The following is a 21972-nucleotide window of genomic DNA, read 5'->3' as shown; positions in this document are numbered from 1 at the left end:
AAAAAAATAGCCTGTTCGTCTATCATTTTTTTTTAGATATCGTTAACCACTTATGTTTGCGGCCAAACTGAATAATGATTAAGCAAATGATTCTAAAAAATTTCTTTGTGCATACACGTTCGGTTCGGTTTATAAAAATCGGGCTTGTACTCTCAATTATATTACCATTAGTTTCGTGTAGTGGTGATGATGATGACGATTTAGTTGGAAACTGGGTTAAGCTTTCGGACTTCAACGGAGTACCTAGAACCAGTGCTACCGGAGTTGCTGTTGGAACCTTGGGCTACATGGGAACTGGATTGGATTCAAACGATGATCGTTTAACAGACTTCTGGACATATGACGCCGACAGAGATCAGTGGTCGCAAATTGCTGACTTCCCTGGAGCTGCCAGAACAAATGCCGTTTCATTTGCTGCAGATGATAAATTATACGTTGGTACAGGTTTCGACGGAACTGTAAAAGTTCGTTTGAAAGACTTCTACGAATATGATCCAAGTTCAAATGCTTGGACTCAGATTGCAGACTTGCAGAGCGACAACGTAAACAGTCCTGATGTTGTAGGGCGTGAAGGAGCAGTTGCTTTCACTTTGAACGATGTTGGTTACGTTGGTTGTGGTACTGATGGTGACGGTAACATTTTGAAAGATTTCTATGCTTACGATCCTTCAACTCAAGCTTGGGCTGAAAAGACTGCGATTGGTGGTTCTAAACGTACAGATGCTGTTGCTTTTGTGATCAGTGACGAAGCATATGTAGCTACCGGTATTAACAACGGTACTTATGTAAGTGACTTCTGGAAATACAACGCAACTGATGATTCTTGGACAAAATTAAGATCAATCACTGATGCGACTGATGATGATTTCGATGACGATTATGATGATATCGTTAGAAACAACGGTGTAGCATTTACAAGCGGTGGTAAAGGATACGTTGCAACCGGTGGTAAAAACTCTTCAGGTGCTGTCGTTTGGGAATATAACCCATCAACAGACTTGTGGGTTGAGAAAACAGGTTTCGAAGGTTCATCTCGTTACAATGCAGTAGCATTCACAATCAACGATATGGGATATGTGACTACAGGTCAAAACAGTAGTTACTACTTCGATGATATCTGGCGATTTGATCCGAACGCTGAACAAGACGATGACGACAACGGAAATTAAAAGATACCTCAAAATACTCCTGATTTTTTCAGGAGTATTTTTTTGCTCATGCCAGCCGAAAATAAAGGTTGGAGTTCAGAGCACACAGCAGGCAGATGGTGGATGGGGATACCAGATTTTGAAAGACACTTCCGTCTACATCAATCAACCTTATATCCCGGCTGTATCCGGACATCAAACCTTCAAAAGTGAAGAGGATGCCATGAAAGCGGGGAGGTTGGTTCTGAAGAAAATAGTGAAAAGGCAAAATCCCGCCATAACGATACACGAACTTGACAGTTTAGATATTCAATACACGAAATAACCTTTCGTGTATTTTTGTTTAAATTCGCTCCACTTCTAAATAAATGCACGAATGAAAATTGTTGTTTTAGACGGTTACACACTCAATCCCGGAGATCTCAGTTGGGATGCAATTGAAAAGCTTGGGGATTTGCAGGTTTACGAAAGAACGAGTAACGTGGAATTGTTGGAACGAGCGAAAGGAGCTACGGCTTTATTTACTAATAAAGTTATTCTGAGTAGGGAAGTCATCAACAAATTGCCCGAATTGAGATACATTGGAGTTATGGCGACCGGGTATAACGTTGTGGATTTAGAAGCTGCGAATAGCGCAGCGATCACGGTAACCAATATTCCTGCCTACAGCGCAGATTCAGTTGCGCAACTTGTGTTTTCTTTCATTCTGAATATTTCCAATCAATTGGCTTTGCATGCCGCTAGTGTAAGAGAGGGCGCGTGGACCAAAAGTGTTGACTTCTCATTTACGTTGAGCCCGCAGATGGAATTAGCCGGAAAAACCATCGGCATTGTTGGATTTGGAAAGATTGGGAAGAAAGTTGCTGAAATTGCCAGTGCTTTTGGAATGAAGGTGATTTTTCAGAATCGCTCGCTCAAAAAAGACGTGCCGGATGCTTATCGCCAGGTAGAATTGGAAGAGTTGATTCGGACTGCGGATTTTATTAGTTTGAATTGCCCGTTGATGGAAGAGAACCGGGAATTTATGAATCGGGACAAATTTAACCAAATGAAAAAGGGTGCCGTGCTAATCAATACGGGCAGAGGACCATTGATTAACGAACAGGATTTGGCAGACGCACTGAATAGCGAAAAGTTGGCAGCAGCTGGTCTGGATGTTCTCTCGACAGAACCACCTTTAAAAAGTAATCCGTTATTGACAGCTAAGAACTGCTATATAACGCCGCATATAGCATGGTCAACAGTTGAAGCCCGCAAGAGATTGATGGAAATTCTTGCAGCTAATTTTGAGGCTTATCAGGCGAATAATCCTCAAAATGTAGTTAATAGTCCAAATTAGCTAGACCGTGATTAGAAAATGACAGGAACTAATCCTCGTCATCTTCTTCGTCTTCAAAATCATCGTCGTCGCGCTTATAATTCATCATATCCAGATCTTCTTCATCAAATTCGTCATAGATCGATAAGCGCTTTTTGCCACTCCTGTCTTTTTTTGCACCTTTACTGTGTTGGCTGCCGATGTCATTTCTCTCATTATCAGAAGTTTTGAAGTTCTTTTTTGAGTTCTTGTTCGATTTCATTTTTTAAGCTATTAACTTAGGATTACAAAGTTTAAACAACAATTAGAGAATTAAATTTCGTTAGTTCCAAACTACTAGAATTTTTTTTTATTTTCCAATACCTGCGTGGATATTTTTAAAAATGAGCTACAAATTTGACACTTATTTAAGCTTTTTAGTTAATATTTATGTCATTTTGGGATGATTATCATTCGAATTCATTCTTTTTTCCAAGAAATATGGCTTTCGTTTTTTGTCGAAACTATTCCGGTTTTAATGTTGTTATAATCGAAAAAAGAAAGCTATGAGTTTTACATTAGAAATCGGGAAACAGGCCATCCCTTTTAATTTGCCTGCAACAGACGGAAAAAATTACCAATTGGAAGATTTCCGGGATAGTCCCTATTTAGTTATTTTCTTCACTTGTAACCATTGTCCGTATGTAATTGGAAGCGACGAGGTAACTCGAGAAACAGTTCTGAAATTCAAAGATAAAGGAGTGCGTTTTGTCGCCATCAACTCGAATAGTAAGAATACCTATGCCGACGATGATTTTCCACACATGGTAAAACGGATGGAAGAGTTTAACTTCCCCTGGACCTATTTGTATGATGAGAGTCAGGATATTGCGTTGGCGTACGGAGCTTTACGCACACCCCATTTTTATGTTTTCGATTCGGATCGGAAGTTGGTTTACACCGGGCGGGCTGTAGACAGCCCTAGAGATACGTCGAAGATGACTGTGAATGACCTGGAACGTACCTTAGAGGAATTGACCAGTGGAAAAGAAATATCGGTTCCGGTAACTAACCCAATTGGCTGCAATGTGAAGTGGGATGGGAAAGACAGGCACTGGATGCCTGCAGATGCTTGTGATCTGGTTTGGAATCAATAGTTCTTGTTTTTACATTTGGAGAACTGGTTGTTTGAAAGTCTTTCTTATACAAACTTTAAATAACCGGTTTTTCAACTCGAGTCAACATAAAACTGTGAAAAAAACTAATCGAATGAAAAAGCTATTCTTACTTGGTGTACTTCTTGGAGTTATCAATACTTCCTTTGCCGGATCGCCGATTAATTTAGGACTGAAGGCAGGTTATTCGTCTTCCATGTTAACAACAGATTTGGATCAGTTTAACGATGGTTCTGTCAGTAACTTTTTGGTTGGGGCCTTTTTGCGGGTCAATTTGAAGAAATGGTATCTTCAACCTGAAGGCTATTTCACCTCGAAAGGAGGAAATCTGAACGATGTAACGACAGAATCGTTTGATTTGAACACTGTAGATGTGCCGTTGTTGCTCGGTTACAAGTTGATTGATGTGGCCAAGGTCAATGTTCGGTTAAATGCAGGGCCGGTTTTCTCGTTTATTACAAAGAAAGACGGCGATACCAGCGGCTCTGAATTCGATTACAATAATGTGAAAGACAACTATGTCGGCATTCAGTACGGTGCAGGAGTTGATTTCTTGTTTTTGACGCTTGATGCTCGCATGGAAAACAGTTTGGGCGATGTTCACACCGGCGGTGGCGACGAGAAAATAAAACTTTTTATGGTGACTTTAGGTATAAAGTTTCTTTAACTGTTCGCAGGATTTAGTTTACCATTTTTCATTTTAATTTTACAGGATGAAAAAATTGGTTGTATTGATCGTGATCACATTTTACAGCCTGGCAGCGAAGGCCCAGGCTGATTCAATCTTACTGAAGCCCGATCCGGTTGAATATGAGTTTCTTTATCGGGAATTATTCAATTTCAGTACGGAATCAACTTTTGGACCAGTGGTTCCCGATCGTCCGGCATTCAATTTTAAACTAAACTGGGCTAATCCTTTTGAAACTCAAACAACATACAATTTCTCCAACTTTTACCAAAGCAGATTTAATGGGGCCTGGTATCCTAATCCGTTTGTCTCGGCTTATTTCGTGAATTCGTCGGCAGAGTACCGCTTAAGCGAACGATGGAAAATGGGAGGAAACAGTTTTTCAGCCAATTCTATTTACGATCCGGTACCGCTAAATTTTGATCCTTCAAAGATGAACATCCGTGGAATCAACTTCTACATGGAATACAAAGTATCGGATAAATTTCGGATAGGAGGCGGTGTTCAAATCAACCAGGGCTATTGACGGAATGCTTCAAATTAGAGGTTTCTCATCTTGTTTGAGCAGCGAAAGTTCCGTATTTTCGCCAGCAAACCGAAAGTCAGCATGACAGCCTCCAGAGTTAAAGAAATTAAACCGTTTATCGTGATGGAAGTGCTTGAAAAAGCACATGCCATGGAACAAGAAGGCAAGCACATCATCCATTTGGAAGTGGGCGAGCCTGATTTCGATATTCCGCAATGCGTGAATGAGGCTATTTGTCAAGCGTTGACAGAAGGACGAACACATTATACGCATAGTTTGGGCGATCCGGAGTTGCGAAAAGCCATTGCGCGGCAATATTTGGATGAATACGGTGTCGTGGTCGATCCTGACCAAATCGTTGTCACATCGGGCTCTTCGCCGGCAATATTGATGGCTTTGTCGGTGCTTTGTGAAGCTGGCGACGAAGTGTTGATTTCGGATCCCGCTTACGCTTGCTACGACAATTTCATACATTACATAGGCGCTACAACAGTCCGGATACCGGTTTCACCACAGGATGGATTCCAGTTTCATGCCGAGGATGTCATCCAAAAAATTGGTCCGAAAACGCGCGCAATTATCATCAACAGTCCTATGAATCCCACGGGGAATTTGTTGACAGAAGAGTCTCTCCGGATGATGGCCTCTCTGGACGTTCCGATTATTTCGGATGAGATTTACCACGGTTTGGTTTATCAGCAAAAAGCACATACCATACTCGAATACACCGATCAGGCATTCGTACTTAATGGTTTTTCGAAGCGGTATGCCATGACCGGTCTGCGTCTGGGCTACCTGATTGCGCCCCAAAAGTATATTCGGGTATTGCAAAAGATGCAGCAAAACCTGTTCATTTGTGCAAGCTCCACGGCTCAGCGGGGCGGAATTGCAGCCCTGGAGCTGGGAACAGAAGCTGTTTCAAAAATGCTTACCGTTTACGACGAGCGTAGAAAATACATGATCAGTCGCCTGAAAGAGCTCGGATTTAGTATACCCGTAGAGCCAACAGGGGCATTTTATGTATTTGTTGACGCTTCACATCTTTCAGGAGATTCCTATCAATTAGCTTTCGATATTCTTGAAAAAGCACATGTTGGCGTAACGCCGGGTATTGATTTTGGCCCGGGAGGTGAGGGATACCTGCGTTTTTCCTATGCCAATTCATTGGAAAACATTAAAGAGGGGCTCGATCGTTTGGAAAAGTATATTCAGAATCGATAATCCCGATTTTCCTGTTTTCACCATTTATCCTGCCTTTTATTGACAGACTATTCAGTCGCGTTCACCGTCGTTTTGGCATCGTTTATCGAAAGCGGAGCCGAAGACTGTAATGATTTGATTTTTCGGCCGTCTATTAGATTGTAACAAGCAGAAAGAAACATTTTAGTAGAAAACAATTGCCAGAAAATTAAACATTTAAATCAAACAGTCATGAAAAACAGAATCTTCCAATTAGTAATCGTCGCTGTACTCGTTACAGTAGGTCTATCAGTAAGTGCAGCAGGCGGTAATCGCATGTTTGACGATTATACGATCAAAGAAATGCAGCATGCAGATCTTTTTACCGGTGTTGATGCCGCGTGGACTTTAACCTATGACAACCAGGATTGTCCGATTTTGATCTCGTTCACGAAAAACAAAGATTGTAAAACTTATGTTGTCCGGGGCGACCATTTTGAGGTGGTATACGAATGTACCAAGGACGGTTTTGGAGCACGCATGGTTAAGAAATCCGAAAGCATGTTCCCACGTCAATTGAATACCGCGGTCTTAAATTCGGAAGAGTTGGCGAAACAAAGAATCCTCACCCCAAATCGCGTAACAGACGAACGGGCTTTGGCGTTGATTGCTGCTTTTTTGCCCGATTTAGTAAATCCCAGCTATCAACATTTGTTGAACTAGCGAATTTTAATAATTAGATTTCATCAATTCTCAAGCCGCCTTCTTCCCCCGAGGGCGGCTTCTTCATTCTAAATGCAACCGCAAACAAAGCCGTCTGCCATTCCTTCCAGTAATTCATTCACGGCTCTCTGTTCATTTTCGGTTCCGCGGCATTTTTCGCAGACAGGTAGATTAATGGACGGATTGCGCAAACAATCTTTTGCGACAGGCTCTTCGCATACAAAACAGGTAGTTGAGAAGTCGTTATTCATCTAATTTCAAGGTTTTCTCGCTGTAAAATTAGTGTATTCATTATCATTCGCAAAACACTGCTAACACTGCTTTTCTGTCATAAAAAAATAACAAAAGTGCTATTCTGTCGCTATTTTTGTCTGATTCGGAAGTGGCACGATTATTATTGAAAAAATTAGTCCTGCATTAAGTATGATAATTCATTATAATTACATTTGTGGGCAGTAAAGCAGAATTATATAAAAAATTAAAATAGAATGGCTTTTATTAGTAAAATCCTGGGAGCATTTCTGGGGAACAAATCAGACCGGGATATTAAAGAGGTCACGCCAATTCTTGAAAACATCAGGAATGAATACGCCCGGATCACTCAACTATCCAACGACGAACTCAGAGCAGAATCTGAAAAATTAAAGCAAATCATAAAAGACCGGATTAAACCGGAAGAAGACTCTATTGCTTCCTTAAAAGCCAAAGCTGAAGAAGCTGATATTCAGGAAAGCGAACAAATCTATCAAGAGGTTGATAAGCTGGAAGAGCAAATCGACGTTAAGATCGAAGAGGTGCTGAGTGAGATCCTTCCGGCGGCATTCGCACTGGTGAAAGAAACAGCCAAACGATTTACCGATAACGAAAAAATAATTGTCAAAGCCAGCGATTTCGACCGCAATTTGGCTGCTTTCAAAGACAACGTACAGATTGACGGTGAAGAAGCTACCTGGTTCAACTCATGGATGGCCGGAGGTAACGAAATTACCTGGCAAATGATCCACTACGATGTGCAGTTGATTGGTGGTATCGTTCTGCACTCGGGTAAAATTGCCGAGATGGCAACCGGTGAAGGTAAAACGTTGGTAGCAACATTGCCTGTATTCCTAAATGCATTGGCTGGACGTGGTGTTCACGTTGTTACCGTGAACGATTACCTGGCCAAACGTGACTCGGAATGGATGGGGCCGATTTTCGAGTTCCACGGTTTGAGTGTCGACTGTATCGACAAACACCAACCGAACTCTGATGCCCGCCGCAAAGCATACAACGCCGACATTACTTATGGTACGAACAACGAATTTGGTTTCGACTACCTGCGTGACAATATGGCGATCAATCCGCGCGACCTGGTACAACGCAAACACCATTATGCGATTGTCGATGAGGTTGACTCGGTTTTAATTGACGATGCGCGTACGCCGTTGATTATTTCCGGACCAGTTCCAAAAGGTGACAATCAGAAATTCGAGGAATTGATGCCGCGAGTTGAACGCTTGGTTTCTGCACAACGGAACTACACCATGCAATGCTTGACCGACGCGAAACGTCTGTTGGGTAAAGCTGATGCCACGAAAGACGAAAAAGAAGAAGGCGCAATGCAATTGCTTCGTGCTCACAAAGGGATGCCAAAGACAAAAGCGTTGATCAAATTTTTGAGCGAAGAGGGCGTCAAAGCTACGATGCAGAAGACAGAGAATTACTATATGCAGGACAACAGCAAGAACATGCATATTGTAACCGATCCGCTTTTCTTCGTTATTGATGAGAAATTGAATTCAGTTGAGTTGACAGATAAAGGGATCGATTTGATCTCGTCGGATGTTGATGATCCTGAATTTTTCATCCTGCCGGACGTTGGTTCTTCAGTTGCTGAAATCGAAAACAGCACCGAGCTAAGTGCCCAGGATAAAATTGAGCAGAAAGATGTTCTGCTTCAAAATTATGCGGTAAAATCGGAACGTGTTCACACCATCAACCAGTTGTTGAAAGCTTATGCCATGTTTGAAAAAGACGTGGAATATGTGGTAATCGACAACAAAGTGAAGATTGTTGATGAACAAACCGGCCGTATCATGGAAGGCCGTCGTTATTCTGATGGTCTGCACCAGGCAATTGAAGCGAAGGAACGCGTAAAAGTTGAAGCGGCTACGCAAACTTTTGCAACTGTGACCCTGCAGAACTATTTCCGGATGTACCACAAACTGTCCGGTATGACTGGTACTGCAGAGACGGAAGCAGGTGAATTCTGGGACATCTACAAATTGGATGTAGTGGTTATCCCGACTAACCGTCCGATTGTTCGTAACGACTGGAACGACAAGGTTTATAAAACCAAACGTGAAAAATATAATGCCGTAATTCAGGAGATTGTTGAACTGAACGAAGCCGGTCGCCCGGTCTTGGTTGGTACAACTTCGGTAGAAATCTCTGAATTATTGAGCCGTATGTTGAAGATTCGCGGTATTAAACACAACGTGTTAAACGCGAAACTCCACGCTCGCGAGGCTGACATCGTAGCCGATGCGGGTAAAAAAGGAATGGTGACCATCGCAACAAACATGGCCGGTCGTGGTACCGACATTAAGTTGAGTCCGGAAGTGAAACAAGCCGGTGGTTTGGCCATCATTGGTACCGAGCGTCACGACTCTCGACGGGTTGACCGCCAGCTGCGTGGTCGTTCCGGACGTCAGGGTGACCCGGGCTCTTCGCAGTTCTTCGTGTCTTTGGAAGACGATTTGATGCGCCTGTTCAACTCTGATCGTATTACCGGAATTATGGACCGATTGGGTCTGGAGGAAGGCGAAGTTATTCAGCACTCCATGATCACCAAATCGATTGAACGTGCACAGAAAAAAGTTGAAGAAAATAACTTCGGTATTCGTAAACGTTTGCTGGAATACGATGATGTGATGAACTCGCAACGTGAGGTAATCTACAAAAAACGTCGTCACGCACTTTATGGCGAACGTTTGGAAGTGGACTTGCTGAACATGATGTACGACTCGCTGGAAGCACTTGTGAACGAGTATTACGGTGGCGATTTCGAAGATTTCAACCTGGAACTGATGCGACTGATGTCGATTGAATCTCCGGTAAGCGAAGAGAAATTCAAACAAATGAAACCGGAAGACATTATCGAGAGCATCTATTCTGCGATGATCAATTCGTACACCAGAAAGGTTGAAACAATTTCGAAACAAGCCTTTCCGGTTATCAAAGATGTTTACGAGAACAAGTCGCACATGTACCAAAATATTGTTGTTCCTATTTCCGATGGTAAACGTATCTTCCAGATTGTTACCAACTTGGAAAAAGCATACAACAACAAAGGTAAAGAGCTTGTTAAGTCGTACCAAAAGCAGATTGTGCTGGCTACCATCGACGAAAGCTGGAAAGAACAGCTGCGTGAAATGGACGATTTGAAACAGTCGGTGCAAAACGCGGCTTACGAACAAAAAGATCCGTTGTTGATCTACAAGTTTGAATCATTCAACCTGTTCAAGCAAATGATTCAAAAGGTGAATAAAGACATTGTTTCCACGTTGATGAAGGGACATATCCCGATTTCGGACCCGAACCAGGTTCGCGAAGCAGAAGTTGCCCGTAGAACTGATATGAGTAAATATTCAACTCAAAAATCGGAAGTTCCGGAATTAGGGTCAGGCAGAAGCCAGGAACAACGCGAACCGCAAAAAGCTCAGCCAGTTAGGGTAGAGAAGAAGGTCGGTCGTAACGATCCGTGTCCTTGCGGAAGTGGTAAAAAATATAAAAGTTGTCACGGTAAAGGACTTGTAGAATAAGTAGCTTCGGCTACTTATTCTTTTTTTTGCTCCTCAAAATTTCACGAATAAACACACGAAGTGTCTTAAAATAAATGTCATGCAGTTAATACTGAATTTCATCCATTGGAATGTTAGTCCCGAGATTTTTCATATTGGTTCTCTTTCTGTGCGTTGGTACGGATTGCTTTTCGCAGTCGGTTTTCTGGTTGGTTACAACATTGGCGAGCGTATGTTTAAATTCGACGGTACCGACTTGAAATGGCTGGAGAGCCTGTTCATTTATCTCTTGGTATCAACTGTAATCGGGGCGCGTTTAGGACATGTGTTGTTTTATGGCTGGGATTACTACTCGCAGCATCCAGCAGAGATTATCAAGGTTTGGCACGGTGGTTTGGCCAGTCACGGAGGCGCAATCGGTATTTTTATTGCACTGATTATTTGGAGTCGCAAGGTTTCAAAACGCTCTGTTTTATGGGTTTTGGACCGTGTGGTTGTGCCAACAGCTCTTGTTGCAGCAATGATTCGTTTCGGGAACCTGATGAACTCTGAGATTTACGGGATTCAAACGAATATGCCTTGGGGTTTCATTTTTGAACGCAACGGCGAAACAGTTGCCAAACATCCAACTCAGATTTACGAGTCGCTTTCGTACCTGGTGACTTTCGGCTTGCTGATGTTCCTTTATTTCAAAACCAACCTTCGGAAAAAAGAAGGTTTTATCGTTGGCTTATTCTTCGTGATGGTTTTCTTATCCCGTTTCCTGATCGAATTCATCAAAGAAGACCAGGAAGCTTTTGAAGCCGGTATGGCACTGAATATGGGACAAATACTTAGTATTCCGTTTGTGTTAGGCGGCTTGTTCTTAATTTTCAGGGCATTAAAAAAGCCGGATGTCAATTATCCGGCTGCGAAAAAATAAATATCGTTTTTCTTATTTAGTTCTGAAACTGCTTCAAAATCTCCTTGCGCTTCTTCAGCGTAATCAGGTAATTTTGGGTTTGCTGCATGTATTTAGTGTAGTATGATTTGTTTGCCCATTCGATTGCCTGATCCAGATTGCCCAACATTTCTGAACACAAAGCGAGGTTGAATTCAGCCTTACTTTTTACCGACGCTTTTTCTGAATTGGCATAACCAAGCCAGTAATCGTAAGCTTCCTGCCATTTATGATCGTTGGCAAAATTGGTCATTCTGGTTATATCATTCTGATTGATAACGAAATAAATCCGACTTTCTTTGACCCACTTCGGAGATAACCGCTCATCAATGTCCAATGCAATTTGGATTCCTGTCTGAATCAGGCACTCTTTAATCGTGGGCATACGACTAAAAATGGCTTTCGTTGAAGTGTCTCCATCTTGCCAGGAAATGGTATCGTCGACAGCGAATTGACGGATGATCTTCTGCCTGCTAGGATCGTAGATCTTCACGACGGCATCGTATTTCGAATCGATTTGCGCTTTCGCGTACTGTGGCTCGCCGCTGGGCGTGGCAAAAACTGAATAATTGGTCAGGATTTTATTGTAATAGCGCTCAATAACCAGCAGGGCATCTGTATTGAAGGTATTACATAAGGAAGAGACTTCGTCCCAGTCCAGGCTTTCGGGCATAAGATAGAACGCTTTGTTGCGGTCAATGTAGCGTTCTTCCGGAATCACAACATCGTAACGTCCTGATTCAAACAAAAGTTCTCCCAAAGCTTTCAAGGTTGTATCTGCAGCAAGACTATCCAAAACGACTGAGTCGTAATCAAACCCTCTTGTAAAAAAATACTGCTGAAGACTGTCTTCATTGAAATTTTGAAAATCTCCGGTTATTCCTCTGTTTACCAGGGTTAGACTGCTAATTTCCTCCGGCAAAAGCTGCACTGATGGCCGAGGCGTTTCTATCAACAGCGTTTTATATGAAGAGGAACACGATGAAAAAAGAAACAACAATAATAGCAGGCTCATCAACTGCTTGTTAACTCTCTTTTTATTCATAAATCTATATATTGATTCGGAAACAGAAAACTTTGAAAGTTAAAAAAATCTTTCTGTGATCGTTAGTAGGAACCCCAAAATTTTCTCAAAAACCATTCCACACTTACTAAAAATAGAATCAAAAATGCAAGCCATTTCATTGCGATAAACTCTTTGAAAACAAGTTGCTTCACTCTATTCTCGTTTAACTCGGATTGCCGTTTCAATAGCTTTAGTAGTTCTTCGAACTTCTCAGGCCGAATAAATTCACCACCAGTATTGGCTGCGATCTGGTAGAGTAAATTGAAATCAGCCTGTAAATTAAGCTGTTCCAACTGCAATTTATCAATCCGGAACGAGCCTTCTTCAGTAAATTTGCGATCGCCAAGCTGAGTTGCCGCCTGGAAAGAATAGGTGCCAACGGGTAAATTGCCGGTATTCAACTCATAATGATTATCGGCCTTGTCGAACACATAATCATAAGTCAAGCCGGATTCCGCTTTGATTTGAATCGAAACTTCCGGATCAGTCACCGGCTCGAAACTTTCATTCAACAACTCTGCTTCCAGCGTTACGTCCTGATCCTCCATATAATTAGTTTGATAAAAGAGGTTGAAGTTATCTTCGTTAGGTTTTAGAATCAGGTAATTGATGATTTTCAAGAACAGATCATCGAAAATGGCGGATGATTGGTTTTGTGCTAGATCATTGATTCGCCAGCGCCAAATACCCTCACCGGCAATGAGTCCTGTTTTCACGCCACTGTACCGTCCCAAACTAATCAAGGGCCTCTGCATATCGACCTGCTGAATTGTTTGGAATGCGAGCGTCTGCCAGTCGCCGGACAAAGTCACATCTGCAAATGGCACATAAAGCGGCGGCCAGGTTTTCATTTGGTTAACCTGAAGTTCGTTTGTCTGAAAGAAGTTAAACTGCGGATTGACAGAACCTGTGCCATATTCGTAGCCTCGCGGGTTTTCGAACGTGAATCCAAGTTGCAAACTATTCAGGCGATCAATGCTTGTTTCGGTACCAAAAATCCATAAAATAGGAAGTCTGGAATTCAATAATTGCTGTAATATCGGGCTATTCGCGCTATTGGCATCCGGCAATTGGTGCATGATGACTAGGTTGTATTTTGAAAGATTGAAATCTCCTGAAGCATCGTTTCTGAGATCGTATTCAATATTAACCTGTGGATCTAGTACCCTTGTTATTGCCGCAATATCCGGATGTGCCCCATGTTCCAAAATCAAGACTTTTTGTTTTTGATCGAGCACTCGGATCGAGAATTCATAAGAATTGTTGGTGGCGTTCTTTTCTGAGTCAAACAAAGTTGTTTCAATCCTGTAGTTGACGATTCCGCTTTTCTCTGCTTTCAGGTGAACCAGCTGCTGTTGAAAGAAGTCGTTGTTTCGGATCGTCAAATTCGTTTCATAAACCAGTTGGCGATCTTGCCAAATAGTTAGTTTTGAATCCTTTCCGGCGAGCTGTTGGAAAGACAGATTGATTTCGACCGGAAACAAGTCATCGAGGAATGCAGTTGGATTGGACACGACCTTGAGAATTGCCGCGTCAACTTGTTTGGTTGTATCGCCGACGCCGACTGTATAAATTGGGAAATTGATATTTTGGCTTGAAAACACAGGGTCGGTGCCCGTGTTGAAAATTCCGTCGCCGATCAAAATCATGGACGAAACACTCGAGGGCAGGTAGCTATTTTCGACTTCCCCGAACAAGTCACTGTAATTCGATCGGGCATCCAAAAACGAAATATTCGGTTCTTTATTTGCTTTTTCACCAAAAATCCAAAAGTCAGTTTTCACTCCTTTTAGCTCTTGCTTCGCTTTGTTGACGAGCCCTTCGCTTTCCTGGGCGGAGTTTTTCATCGAGCTGGAATTGTCAATTGCGACAATTATAGTTGGTTCCAAACGATGATACTGGTACCACTGAACTACAGGTGCAAGGAGTAATAAAATCAGAAAGAATACCGACAGGAAGCGCAGGCTGCTTAGTAGAATGATTTGGGGTTTTGAGTAAAACTCAGCTTGCGATTTCGACTTGTAAGTTATGAATACGACGACACCCGCCAGGACGAGTGCTGGCAAAAGAAAAAGGAGATAATTCGTTTGTTCGAAGAATATTTTCAACTGCTTTTGATAATTGAATTAGTATAGCCGAAGTTGCTAGTCAAATTTAGCATACTTCCGGTAAACTCAAGCATTCAAGGCGATCTTTGGCGAAGTTGAGACTAAGATTTTAGTGAACTTCGAACCAGGTTTGTTAGTTGAACCCGGTTAGCAACTCCTGTTTTCAGATAGATCCGCGAGGCATGGTCTTTCACTGTCTGAAGGGTGATGAATAAGGAATCTGCAATTTCCTTGTTGGGTTTTCCTTTGCAGATCTGTTCAATGATCTCGGCTTCGCGTTTGGAGATTTCAAAGTGTCTGCAAAAGTCATCGAAGCTATTATTGGTCTCTTTTCGGAGCTGAAAGTCACCAATTTTGAAATATATAATTGATGGCAGAAAAGCCGGAGTTAAAAAATAGCAAAAGATAAAAATCTGGGCACAAAGCCAATGCGAAGATTGGGATTCGTAAAACGCGATTAATAAAATCGCAGGCATCAAGATGCTGATCGATAATAAAATAGGAGAGAGTTGACTTTCCTTTGAAACTGACCGAGAAATCAGCAGAACTGTGACCGCCAGTACGACTGCTAAGTGCATGAAAAGTACAACTTGATACATTTTGTTGATGTTAAAGTCCTGAACCGGAAGTTTTATTTTGATCAGGTAGAGAAAGACAGCTAGCAATGGAACTGAAATCGCAAAATAGAGAACGGTCAGCAATCGTGGAAAATTTCGTTTGGTGTATTCGAAGGAGAAACGAATCAACAAAAACCAGGAAACGAGCAACAAGGGAGAACCGAAAGCAGGCAAAACGCTAATCAGATTTCGGGCAAAGTCGGATATGACAATCGGAGGAGTTACCAAATACTTGAAGAAAACCATTCCCCAAATTCCGTAGTAACCAAAGGAGACCATGAAGAAGCTCCAGTAGAATAAGGATGATGCGAAAGTGAGTTGTGGGCTTTTTTTGAGACGGTACGACGTGATGATCCCTAAAGCGGAAAGTCCAAGTGTCAGAAAAAGAAGCACAACGTAAAGTACAAATTCCACATCAACGGGTTTTAAAGTTAGTTATCGAGTGTAATGAAGTTTAAAAGTATGAAAAAGATCGCTCAGGCTGACCCTACCAAAGTCGTAATTTCGATTGATTTTCGACCCGTTTAGTCCTACTTAAGTTGCTCAGATCAAATCACTACTTAAGTAGCTAAAAGAATTCACGGTGATGTGATAAGTTTGAATTGAATTTCAAAACCGAATCAAAATGGAACTCATCAATTACAGTCGTTTAACACCAACCTTCGGCGGAAGCTTGAGTAATGGTTGGGACGTCATGAAGAAATATTTCCTGTATTTGTTGCTCGTGGTTATCATTGTTGGTATTTTCAATGGACCGAGCGGCGGCGTGAAATATTCATCGGACGACATGAACTGGCATTTGCTGCCTTTCGTTCTTTTCTTCGTTTTTGTGGGCGTGGCATATGCATTCCTCGTCTTGCCAGTAATAACCTACGGATCGAAAATGATTTACCTGGATGCCGTTCGCGACAAGGAAGTTGACCTTAAAAAGCTCTTCGACGGATTCCGGAATTATTTGAATATCATTCTTGCCAATCTTTTACACATGGTACTGATATTTGTAGGCATCCTGTTCCTGATTATTCCCGGAATTATTGTTGCTTGCCGGTTGGCGTTTGTCCCGTACCTGGTAATGGACGAAAAATTAGATGGCGTGCAGGCGGTAGAACGCAGCTGGAAACTTACACGAGGGAAAGGCTGGACCATCTTTTTCATGGCCATTGCATCGTTTTTTATTGCCATTGGTGGGTTAATCTGCTTCATCATCGGCATCTTTCCGGCACTCATTTGGATACACAGTTCTTTTGCCAGTTTGTATCAAGCGGCACTGAACCAGGAAAACGGAACGATAGATTATTAGTGAAAATAAAATTATTAATAGCGGACCGGGCCTCGAATCCCGGTCTTTTTTTTATTTTCAAGCTTCATTCAAGCAACGACTGGCCATGATTAAAAATAAAATCTCGTTAATTCTTTTTTTGTCTGTCGGTTTATGGTTTTCGGCAGCTGCACAGTACTTTTCAACGGGCTCGGATCCGGGAAGTATCAAGTGGCGGCAAATTGTCACACCTAATTTTCAAATCATTTTTCCGGAGGAATATGAAAATAAGGCAGAAGAGCTGGCCGGGATTTTTGATAAGGTTTATGAATTTGGCTACAAAAGCCTGGGAACACCACCGCGCAAAATTTCGGTGATTCTTCATACGCAAACGGTTTACTCGAACGGGATGGTTGCCTGGTCGCCCAAACGAATGGAATTGTACGCAACACCCCATCAACGAATTTATGCGCAGGATTGGTTGGAGCAGCTGGCGATTCACGAGTTTCGGCATGTGGTGCAGATGGACAAAATACAGCAGGAGATGCCTGCAATTCTGAAGGTGATTTTCGGCGAACAGGCCGCCGCTGCTGTCGTTGGAGTGTATGTGCCGCTTTGGTTTATGGAAGGAGATGCAGTGATGACTGAGACTGCTTTGACGGAAACCGGGCGAGGGCGAAACCCAAGTTTTCTGATGGAGAACAAAGCGCAAGTGCTCCAGAAAGGAAAATTTTCGTACGACAAAGCCAGCCTTGGATCGTACAACGATTATGTGCCCGACCGCTACAAATTTGGCTGGTGGTTCGCGGGCGGTGTTCGCGAAAAGTACGGTTCTGAAATTTGGTCGGATGTTCTGAACCGGGTTGCCAATAGACCGTATTCAATTAATCCGGTAAACGCTGTCTTGAAAAAGGAAACCGGCAAAAACAAAGAACAACTTTACAAAGAACTCTTCTCTGATTATAAAACCAATTGGCAGAATGAGTTAGATACTCTGAAATTGACGAAGCACCATCCGCTCACGATTGACAATGGTGAGTACAATAGTTATTCCTACACGACGAAACTGGACAATGGTCAGGTAGTTGCGTACAAGCAGAGCCGAACAGATATTGGTCGGATTGTCACAGTGGATAATGGTACCGAACAAATACTCTACACTCCCGGCACAATTTTGTCCGAATCATTTTCAGCAAAAGGAACAACATTGATCTGGTCGGAACGGAGGCCGGATATTCGTTGGACGCATGCCGATTATGCAGTCGTGGTGGTGTTTGATTTGAAAACAGGTGAGAAGCGTGAATTCAAATCGGAAACCAATTTGTTTAGCCCGGTTATTTCTCCCGACAATTCATCGTTTGTCGCTGTTTCGGTTGACAACCGGAATCAATATTTGTTGTCGATTAATGATCTGGATGACAGTCATCAGGTTCACAAATTTCAAACAGCCAATAACGATTTTTTGATGAGTCCGTGTTGGAGCGAGGATGGCGAAGAGCTTTATTTTATTGGTCTCAACGCAAAAGGCAAGTACATTGGCAAACTGAATTTAAGCGATTCGTCGTTTGAAAAATTGACTGAGCCGGCTTTTTACGATATCCGCAATTTGACTTGTAATGGCAGTAAATTGTATTACACTTCAGCAGAGTCTGGAATCGATAATATTTATCAGTTCGACCTTGGCGATCATTCGGTGACGCAATTGACGAGTGTGGCTTTTGGTGCGGACTATGGTAATTTCGATGGAACGACCCTTGTTTTCAGCGATTATTCGGCCGACGGTTACCGATTGGCTGAGTTAAATAAGTCTGATTTTCTGAACAAACCTGGCGGACAAAAGAGGTCAATCTCCAACTCATTGGCTGATGCACTGGCTAACCAGGAATCCGGCAAACCCGATTTGTCCGATTCTAAACTGGCCTCTTATCAATCTGTACCTTACCGGAAGTTCGAACATCTTTTCAACTTTCACAGTTGGGCGCCGGCATACATCAACGTAAACGACTATGAAGTTCGCCCGGGAGTTTCTTTGTTTTCTCAAAACAAGTTGGGAACGGCCACTGCCAATATTGGTTACGACTATGATATGACTGAGCGTGCCGGTAAGGTTAAAGCCAATTTTGAGTACACCGGCCTGTTCCCGGTGTTGAGTGGCGAAATAAATTACGGGAAACGCAAATCTCAATATCGGCTCATTCAACAAAAAGGGGATACGACTTTGGTACCGTTCTCGTGGAACGAACTAAGTTATGAGTTGGGAACACGTGTTCCGTTGAGTTTTCGCCAAGGCAAATATTCACAATTAATTCAGCCGTCGGTTCAGTATTCGTACACCCGGATCTCGCATGATGAATCTACACCGGATCAGTTTTACAGTGGATTCTACAATTCGTTGGAGTATCGTCTGTATTTCCAAAACGTTTTGCGAAGTGCTGAATTGGATTTGGTTCCCCGTTTTGGGCAGGTCGTGGATTTTGCGTTGAAACACAGTCCCGGCAAAGGAACTAAAATCGGAACTTTAAAAGCGGCACAAAGCTATTTGTATTTTCCCGGATTGTTCAGAAATCAGGGTATTCGCATTTATAATGGCTATCAGTTGAAGGAAACAAACTTCGATATTTCATTCTCTGATGTTGTGCGGTTTCCCCGGGGTATTCAAAAGATCAGTAACACACATCTATACACATTTGCGGCCGATTACTACATGCCTTTGTGGTACCCGGACTTAAGCGTGGGCAAACTCTATTACTTTAAAAGACTTAGGGCTGACTTGTTCTACGATTTTTCAAGCCTGGAAGGGAACAATTACAACGATGACGGATCGATTTACAGCATCTACAAAAAATACCTGACTTCGATTGGAACTGAAATAACAGCTGACGGACATTTTTTGCGATTGCCAGCTCCGGTATCACTTGGTCTCCGGTCGATGTACTTGACTGACTTTAAAGAATTCCGCTTCGAATTTTTACTGTCCATCAGTTTCGACTCGATTTGAGTGCAGCGTTAACAGTGTAATTTCCGGATTCATATCAATACGTCCCGGAAATCCGACGCAACCATAGCCTTGATTTACGTACAAATATTGATTTTCGTGGTGGTACAATCCGGCCCACAATGTTTGCACAAAATACATCGGGCTGAAGGTAATCCCTGCGATTTTTACACCTAGTTGTCCTCCGTGCGTGTGGCCGGAAAGTGATAGCGGAATATTGGTTTTCCGGATAACCTCATCCTTCCAGTGTGCGGGATCGTGGGTTAACAGGATTTGAAATGAATTTTGCGGAACGTTTTCCATCGCTGTATCCAATTCAGCATACTGAGGGAAAGGCTTGTGTCCCCAGTTTTCCACGCCAATCATGTACAAGCTGGTATCGCGCATGTTTATTTTTGCATGTTGGTTCCGCAAGAGATCGAAACCTGCAGCTCGTATTTTTCGAATGATCTCGGCATGGTTTGCGACTTTTGCTTCCGGCATTTTCCAGTTTGAATAGTCGCCATAGTCGTGATTCCCAAAGATGGCAAATTTGCCATAGGGTGCGTTCATCGCGAGCAAGGCTTCCTCAAATCCGTTCATTTCCTGGTAGTAATTGTTCACCATATCGCCTGTAAAAACAATAATATCAGGTTGTAAGCGGTTGATCTCCTCCGAAGTTTTTACCAGGAAATCGTCATTACTAAAACTACCGAGGTGAAAATCCGAAATCTGAACAAGTTTTAAACCATCTAATTCTGCGGGAAGCGAGTCAAAGTGTAAATCTACTTGATTGGTTTGCAGCGTTTCCTTTCCTAAGCTAATTCCGTAACCAATACTCAGCAACAATCCGAAACTTAGCAATAGTCCCGATAGCATGATCGTATTTGCAATTACTTTTTTTCGGAACATCCGGAATGGAAATGAAATCAAAGCACTGACAGCGCTGAGTCCTTTAGGGACAAGATTGAGAATTGTAATGGAGATGACAAAATAAAAAAAGGAGTAGTCAGTCGTTTCCCGAATCTTGTCCGGATTTAGAAAAGCGGTTAGCCAAATACCTAAAAAGGAAATGGTCACAGCCCAATAGATGATTGAAAAAAATCGTCGCTGCCTTTTTCCGGAAACCAATTGAATGATGCCAAGGTAAGCGAATAGCTCGACGACTAAAATCGCAACGAAAAAAAGAATCACTGCAGATCCGGGAATTCCACGCATAAACTAAAGAATTGATGAATGACTAACCAAAAATAAGAATCTACGAGAGTGAAAGCATCAAATTTGGCTGACTTTCTGGAATTTTCGCTGGAATCGTTTTTTAAGATAGTCCGTTGATTGTGACGTAACTTGTTCTTTTAAGATAACTTATGGTACATTTTTGAGAAAATAAACTGCCTGAGATTTTCATGGAATTCGATTCTCGGTCGGAACTACGCAAAGATTGCAAAGAAATAGGGAATCGAGATTTCCTAGGTTGATATTCAGAATTTACACTCACAATAAAAGAAGGATAAGTCAAAATGTCCGTATAGAATTCTAAATTCTAAAATGTAAATAGTTATTTGGTGCAGTGAATTTAACATGATTCACAAAAGTATACGGATTGATTTTAGCAAATTCATCAAAATTTTGCAATTCTAAATAGGAGCGGGGAGTGGATTATTCAATTCCGTAAACAACTCAAACAGGGCATAAAATATTCTCTAAATACAGTCAGTAAATACTTAAAATCAGTTGTTTATATCGTTTATATGCAGCTGTTGTTTATTGTATTTGCCTGAATGCGCCAAATTTCAGTCATTTAAAGTATGTTTTAATTTATAACAATCATTAAATCAATATTTTAATAAATTCATCTAAATCTGTTTATAGTTATATCGGGAGGAATAACAAAGATATACTACTATTGGGTTAATTTGTGAATTACAAATGTCACTCACGCAGTTTACTTTTGTTGTTTGCAAAAATGAAATTTGATTTTTAGTTTTGTGAAATCAAGGATTGACATTTATGAACAACCGGATTAAGCAAATAATGGACTACAAACAGATTAGTCCTTCTGAGTTAGCAGACGCTATTGGCGTTCAGCGTTCGAATGTTACTCACGTTTTGCAGGGACGAAACAAGCCCGGTTTTCAGTTTATCAGTAAGCTGCTTGAAACTTTCCCCGAACTCAATGCCAAATGGCTTATCACAGGGCAAGGCGACATGTTGGTAGGCTCCAACGGACATCCGACAGGCCTTTTTGACACTCCTAAACCACCCAAAGAGGAGCAGCCGGTTATTTCAAACCCACCTGCGGAGGAAAAAGAACCCGAAAAGGAAGCTGAAATTATTAACACCAATAAAACAGTTCCGGAGAGTGTGAAAAGTCTGATCCCGCCCACGACTAAAGAGATAGAGCGAATCGTGGTCTTCTACACCGACCAAACTTTTAAACAATACCTACCGTCAAACTAATTTTTCTCCTATATTTGCCGGCAAATTGAAC

18 protein-coding genes are annotated in these 21972 nt (G+C 42.0%); 13 read left to right on the top strand and 5 right to left on the bottom strand.

What is annotated here, in order from left to right; genetic code table 11:
- Positions 1–107 precede the first annotated feature (107 nt).
- Genes BC643_RS02135 through BC643_RS02125 form a run of 3 tightly spaced genes read left to right on the top strand, consistent with a single transcriptional unit; the run spans position 108 to position 2487 of the window.
- The gene (locus BC643_RS02135) at positions 108–1169 is read left to right on the top strand and encodes a Kelch repeat-containing protein (protein WP_245994840.1); all 1062 of its coding nucleotides are present in this window, start codon (positions 108–110) and stop codon (positions 1167–1169) included.
- Positions 1150–1473 carry a DUF4907 domain-containing protein gene (locus BC643_RS02130; RefSeq protein WP_170154424.1) on the top strand — a complete coding sequence of 108 codons (324 nt, stop codon included), beginning with the start codon at positions 1150–1152 and terminating at the stop codon, positions 1471–1473. The genes BC643_RS02135 and BC643_RS02130 overlap by 20 nt, the downstream gene beginning before the upstream one ends.
- A gap of 51 nt (positions 1474–1524) precedes the next feature.
- Positions 1525–2487, top strand: coding sequence for a D-2-hydroxyacid dehydrogenase (locus tag BC643_RS02125; RefSeq protein ID WP_120271523.1), 963 nt, complete (start codon positions 1525–1527; stop codon positions 2485–2487).
- Positions 2488–2515: 28 nt separating this feature from the next.
- Here the strand turns inward: BC643_RS02125 and BC643_RS02120 are convergent, their stop codons facing one another.
- The gene (locus BC643_RS02120) at positions 2516–2728 is read right to left on the bottom strand and encodes a hypothetical protein (protein WP_120271522.1); all 213 of its coding nucleotides are present in this window, start codon (positions 2726–2728) and stop codon (positions 2516–2518) included.
- 283 nt (positions 2729–3011) lie between these two features.
- On the opposite strand from BC643_RS02120, the gene BC643_RS02115 reads away from it, so the two are divergent.
- From BC643_RS02115 to lgt, 7 genes are all read left to right on the top strand, one after another.
- A complete protein-coding gene (locus BC643_RS02115; RefSeq protein WP_120271521.1) occupies positions 3012–3602 on the top strand; it encodes a thioredoxin family protein in 591 nt (196 codons plus the stop codon).
- 112 nt (positions 3603–3714) lie between these two features.
- The gene (locus BC643_RS02110; protein ID WP_170154423.1) at positions 3715–4287 is read left to right on the top strand and encodes a porin family protein; all 573 of its coding nucleotides are present in this window, start codon (positions 3715–3717) and stop codon (positions 4285–4287) included.
- A gap of 46 nt (positions 4288–4333) precedes the next feature.
- Entirely contained in the window at positions 4334–4834 is a 501-nt protein-coding gene (locus BC643_RS02105) for a hypothetical protein (RefSeq protein ID WP_120271519.1), read from the top strand.
- A gap of 81 nt (positions 4835–4915) precedes the next feature.
- The gene (locus BC643_RS02100; RefSeq protein ID WP_120271518.1) at positions 4916–6055 is read left to right on the top strand and encodes a pyridoxal phosphate-dependent aminotransferase; all 1140 of its coding nucleotides are present in this window, start codon (positions 4916–4918) and stop codon (positions 6053–6055) included.
- 210 nt (positions 6056–6265) lie between these two features.
- Entirely contained in the window at positions 6266–6736 is a 471-nt protein-coding gene (locus BC643_RS02095; RefSeq protein WP_120271517.1) for a hypothetical protein, read from the top strand.
- 488 nt (positions 6737–7224) lie between these two features.
- Positions 7225–10539: a preprotein translocase subunit SecA gene (gene secA / locus BC643_RS02085; RefSeq protein ID WP_120271515.1), complete on the top strand. Its 3315-nt coding sequence runs from the start codon at positions 7225–7227 to the stop codon at positions 10537–10539.
- A gap of 79 nt (positions 10540–10618) precedes the next feature.
- On the top strand, positions 10619–11440 hold the full coding sequence (gene lgt, locus BC643_RS02080; protein WP_211337951.1) for a prolipoprotein diacylglyceryl transferase: 822 nt from the start codon (positions 10619–10621) through the stop codon (positions 11438–11440).
- Positions 11441–11456: 16 nt separating this feature from the next.
- Here lgt and BC643_RS02075 read toward each other — a convergent pair whose 3' ends face one another.
- From BC643_RS02075 to BC643_RS02065, 3 genes are all read right to left on the bottom strand, one after another.
- Entirely contained in the window at positions 11457–12503 is a 1047-nt protein-coding gene (locus BC643_RS02075) for a DUF6340 family protein (RefSeq protein ID WP_120271514.1), read from the bottom strand.
- A 62-nt stretch (positions 12504–12565) separates the two neighbouring features.
- Complete coding sequence (locus BC643_RS02070; protein ID WP_147377108.1) at positions 12566–14590, bottom strand: hypothetical protein; 2025 nt, start codon at positions 14588–14590, stop codon at positions 12566–12568.
- A gap of 143 nt (positions 14591–14733) precedes the next feature.
- A complete protein-coding gene (locus BC643_RS02065) occupies positions 14734–15663 on the bottom strand; it encodes a helix-turn-helix domain-containing protein (RefSeq protein WP_147377107.1) in 930 nt (309 codons plus the stop codon).
- 211 nt (positions 15664–15874) lie between these two features.
- Between BC643_RS02065 and BC643_RS02060 the strand changes: the two genes are divergently transcribed.
- Both BC643_RS02060 and BC643_RS02055 read left to right on the top strand, forming a co-directional pair.
- Positions 15875–16549 carry a hypothetical protein gene (locus BC643_RS02060; RefSeq protein WP_120271511.1) on the top strand — a complete coding sequence of 225 codons (675 nt, stop codon included), beginning with the start codon at positions 15875–15877 and terminating at the stop codon, positions 16547–16549.
- A gap of 85 nt (positions 16550–16634) precedes the next feature.
- Entirely contained in the window at positions 16635–19505 is a 2871-nt protein-coding gene (locus BC643_RS02055; RefSeq protein ID WP_120271510.1) for a TolB family protein, read from the top strand.
- Here the strand turns inward: BC643_RS02055 and BC643_RS02050 are convergent.
- Entirely contained in the window at positions 19476–20699 is a 1224-nt protein-coding gene (locus BC643_RS02050; protein WP_120271509.1) for a metallophosphoesterase, read from the bottom strand. The two genes, BC643_RS02055 and BC643_RS02050, sit on opposite strands and share 30 nt — an antisense overlap.
- Positions 20700–21491: 792 nt before the next feature.
- On the opposite strand from BC643_RS02050, the gene BC643_RS02045 reads away from it, so the two are divergent.
- Positions 21492–21941, top strand: a complete 450-nt coding sequence (locus BC643_RS02045; protein WP_120271508.1) for a helix-turn-helix domain-containing protein — start codon at positions 21492–21494, stop codon at positions 21939–21941.
- Positions 21942–21972 lie beyond the last annotated feature (31 nt).

The organism is Mangrovibacterium diazotrophicum (assembly GCF_003610535.1).
In the GTDB taxonomy this organism is placed as follows: Bacteria; Bacteroidota; Bacteroidia; order Bacteroidales; family Prolixibacteraceae; genus Mangrovibacterium; species Mangrovibacterium diazotrophicum.
This window is presented reverse-complemented; position numbering and strand designations above follow the sequence as displayed.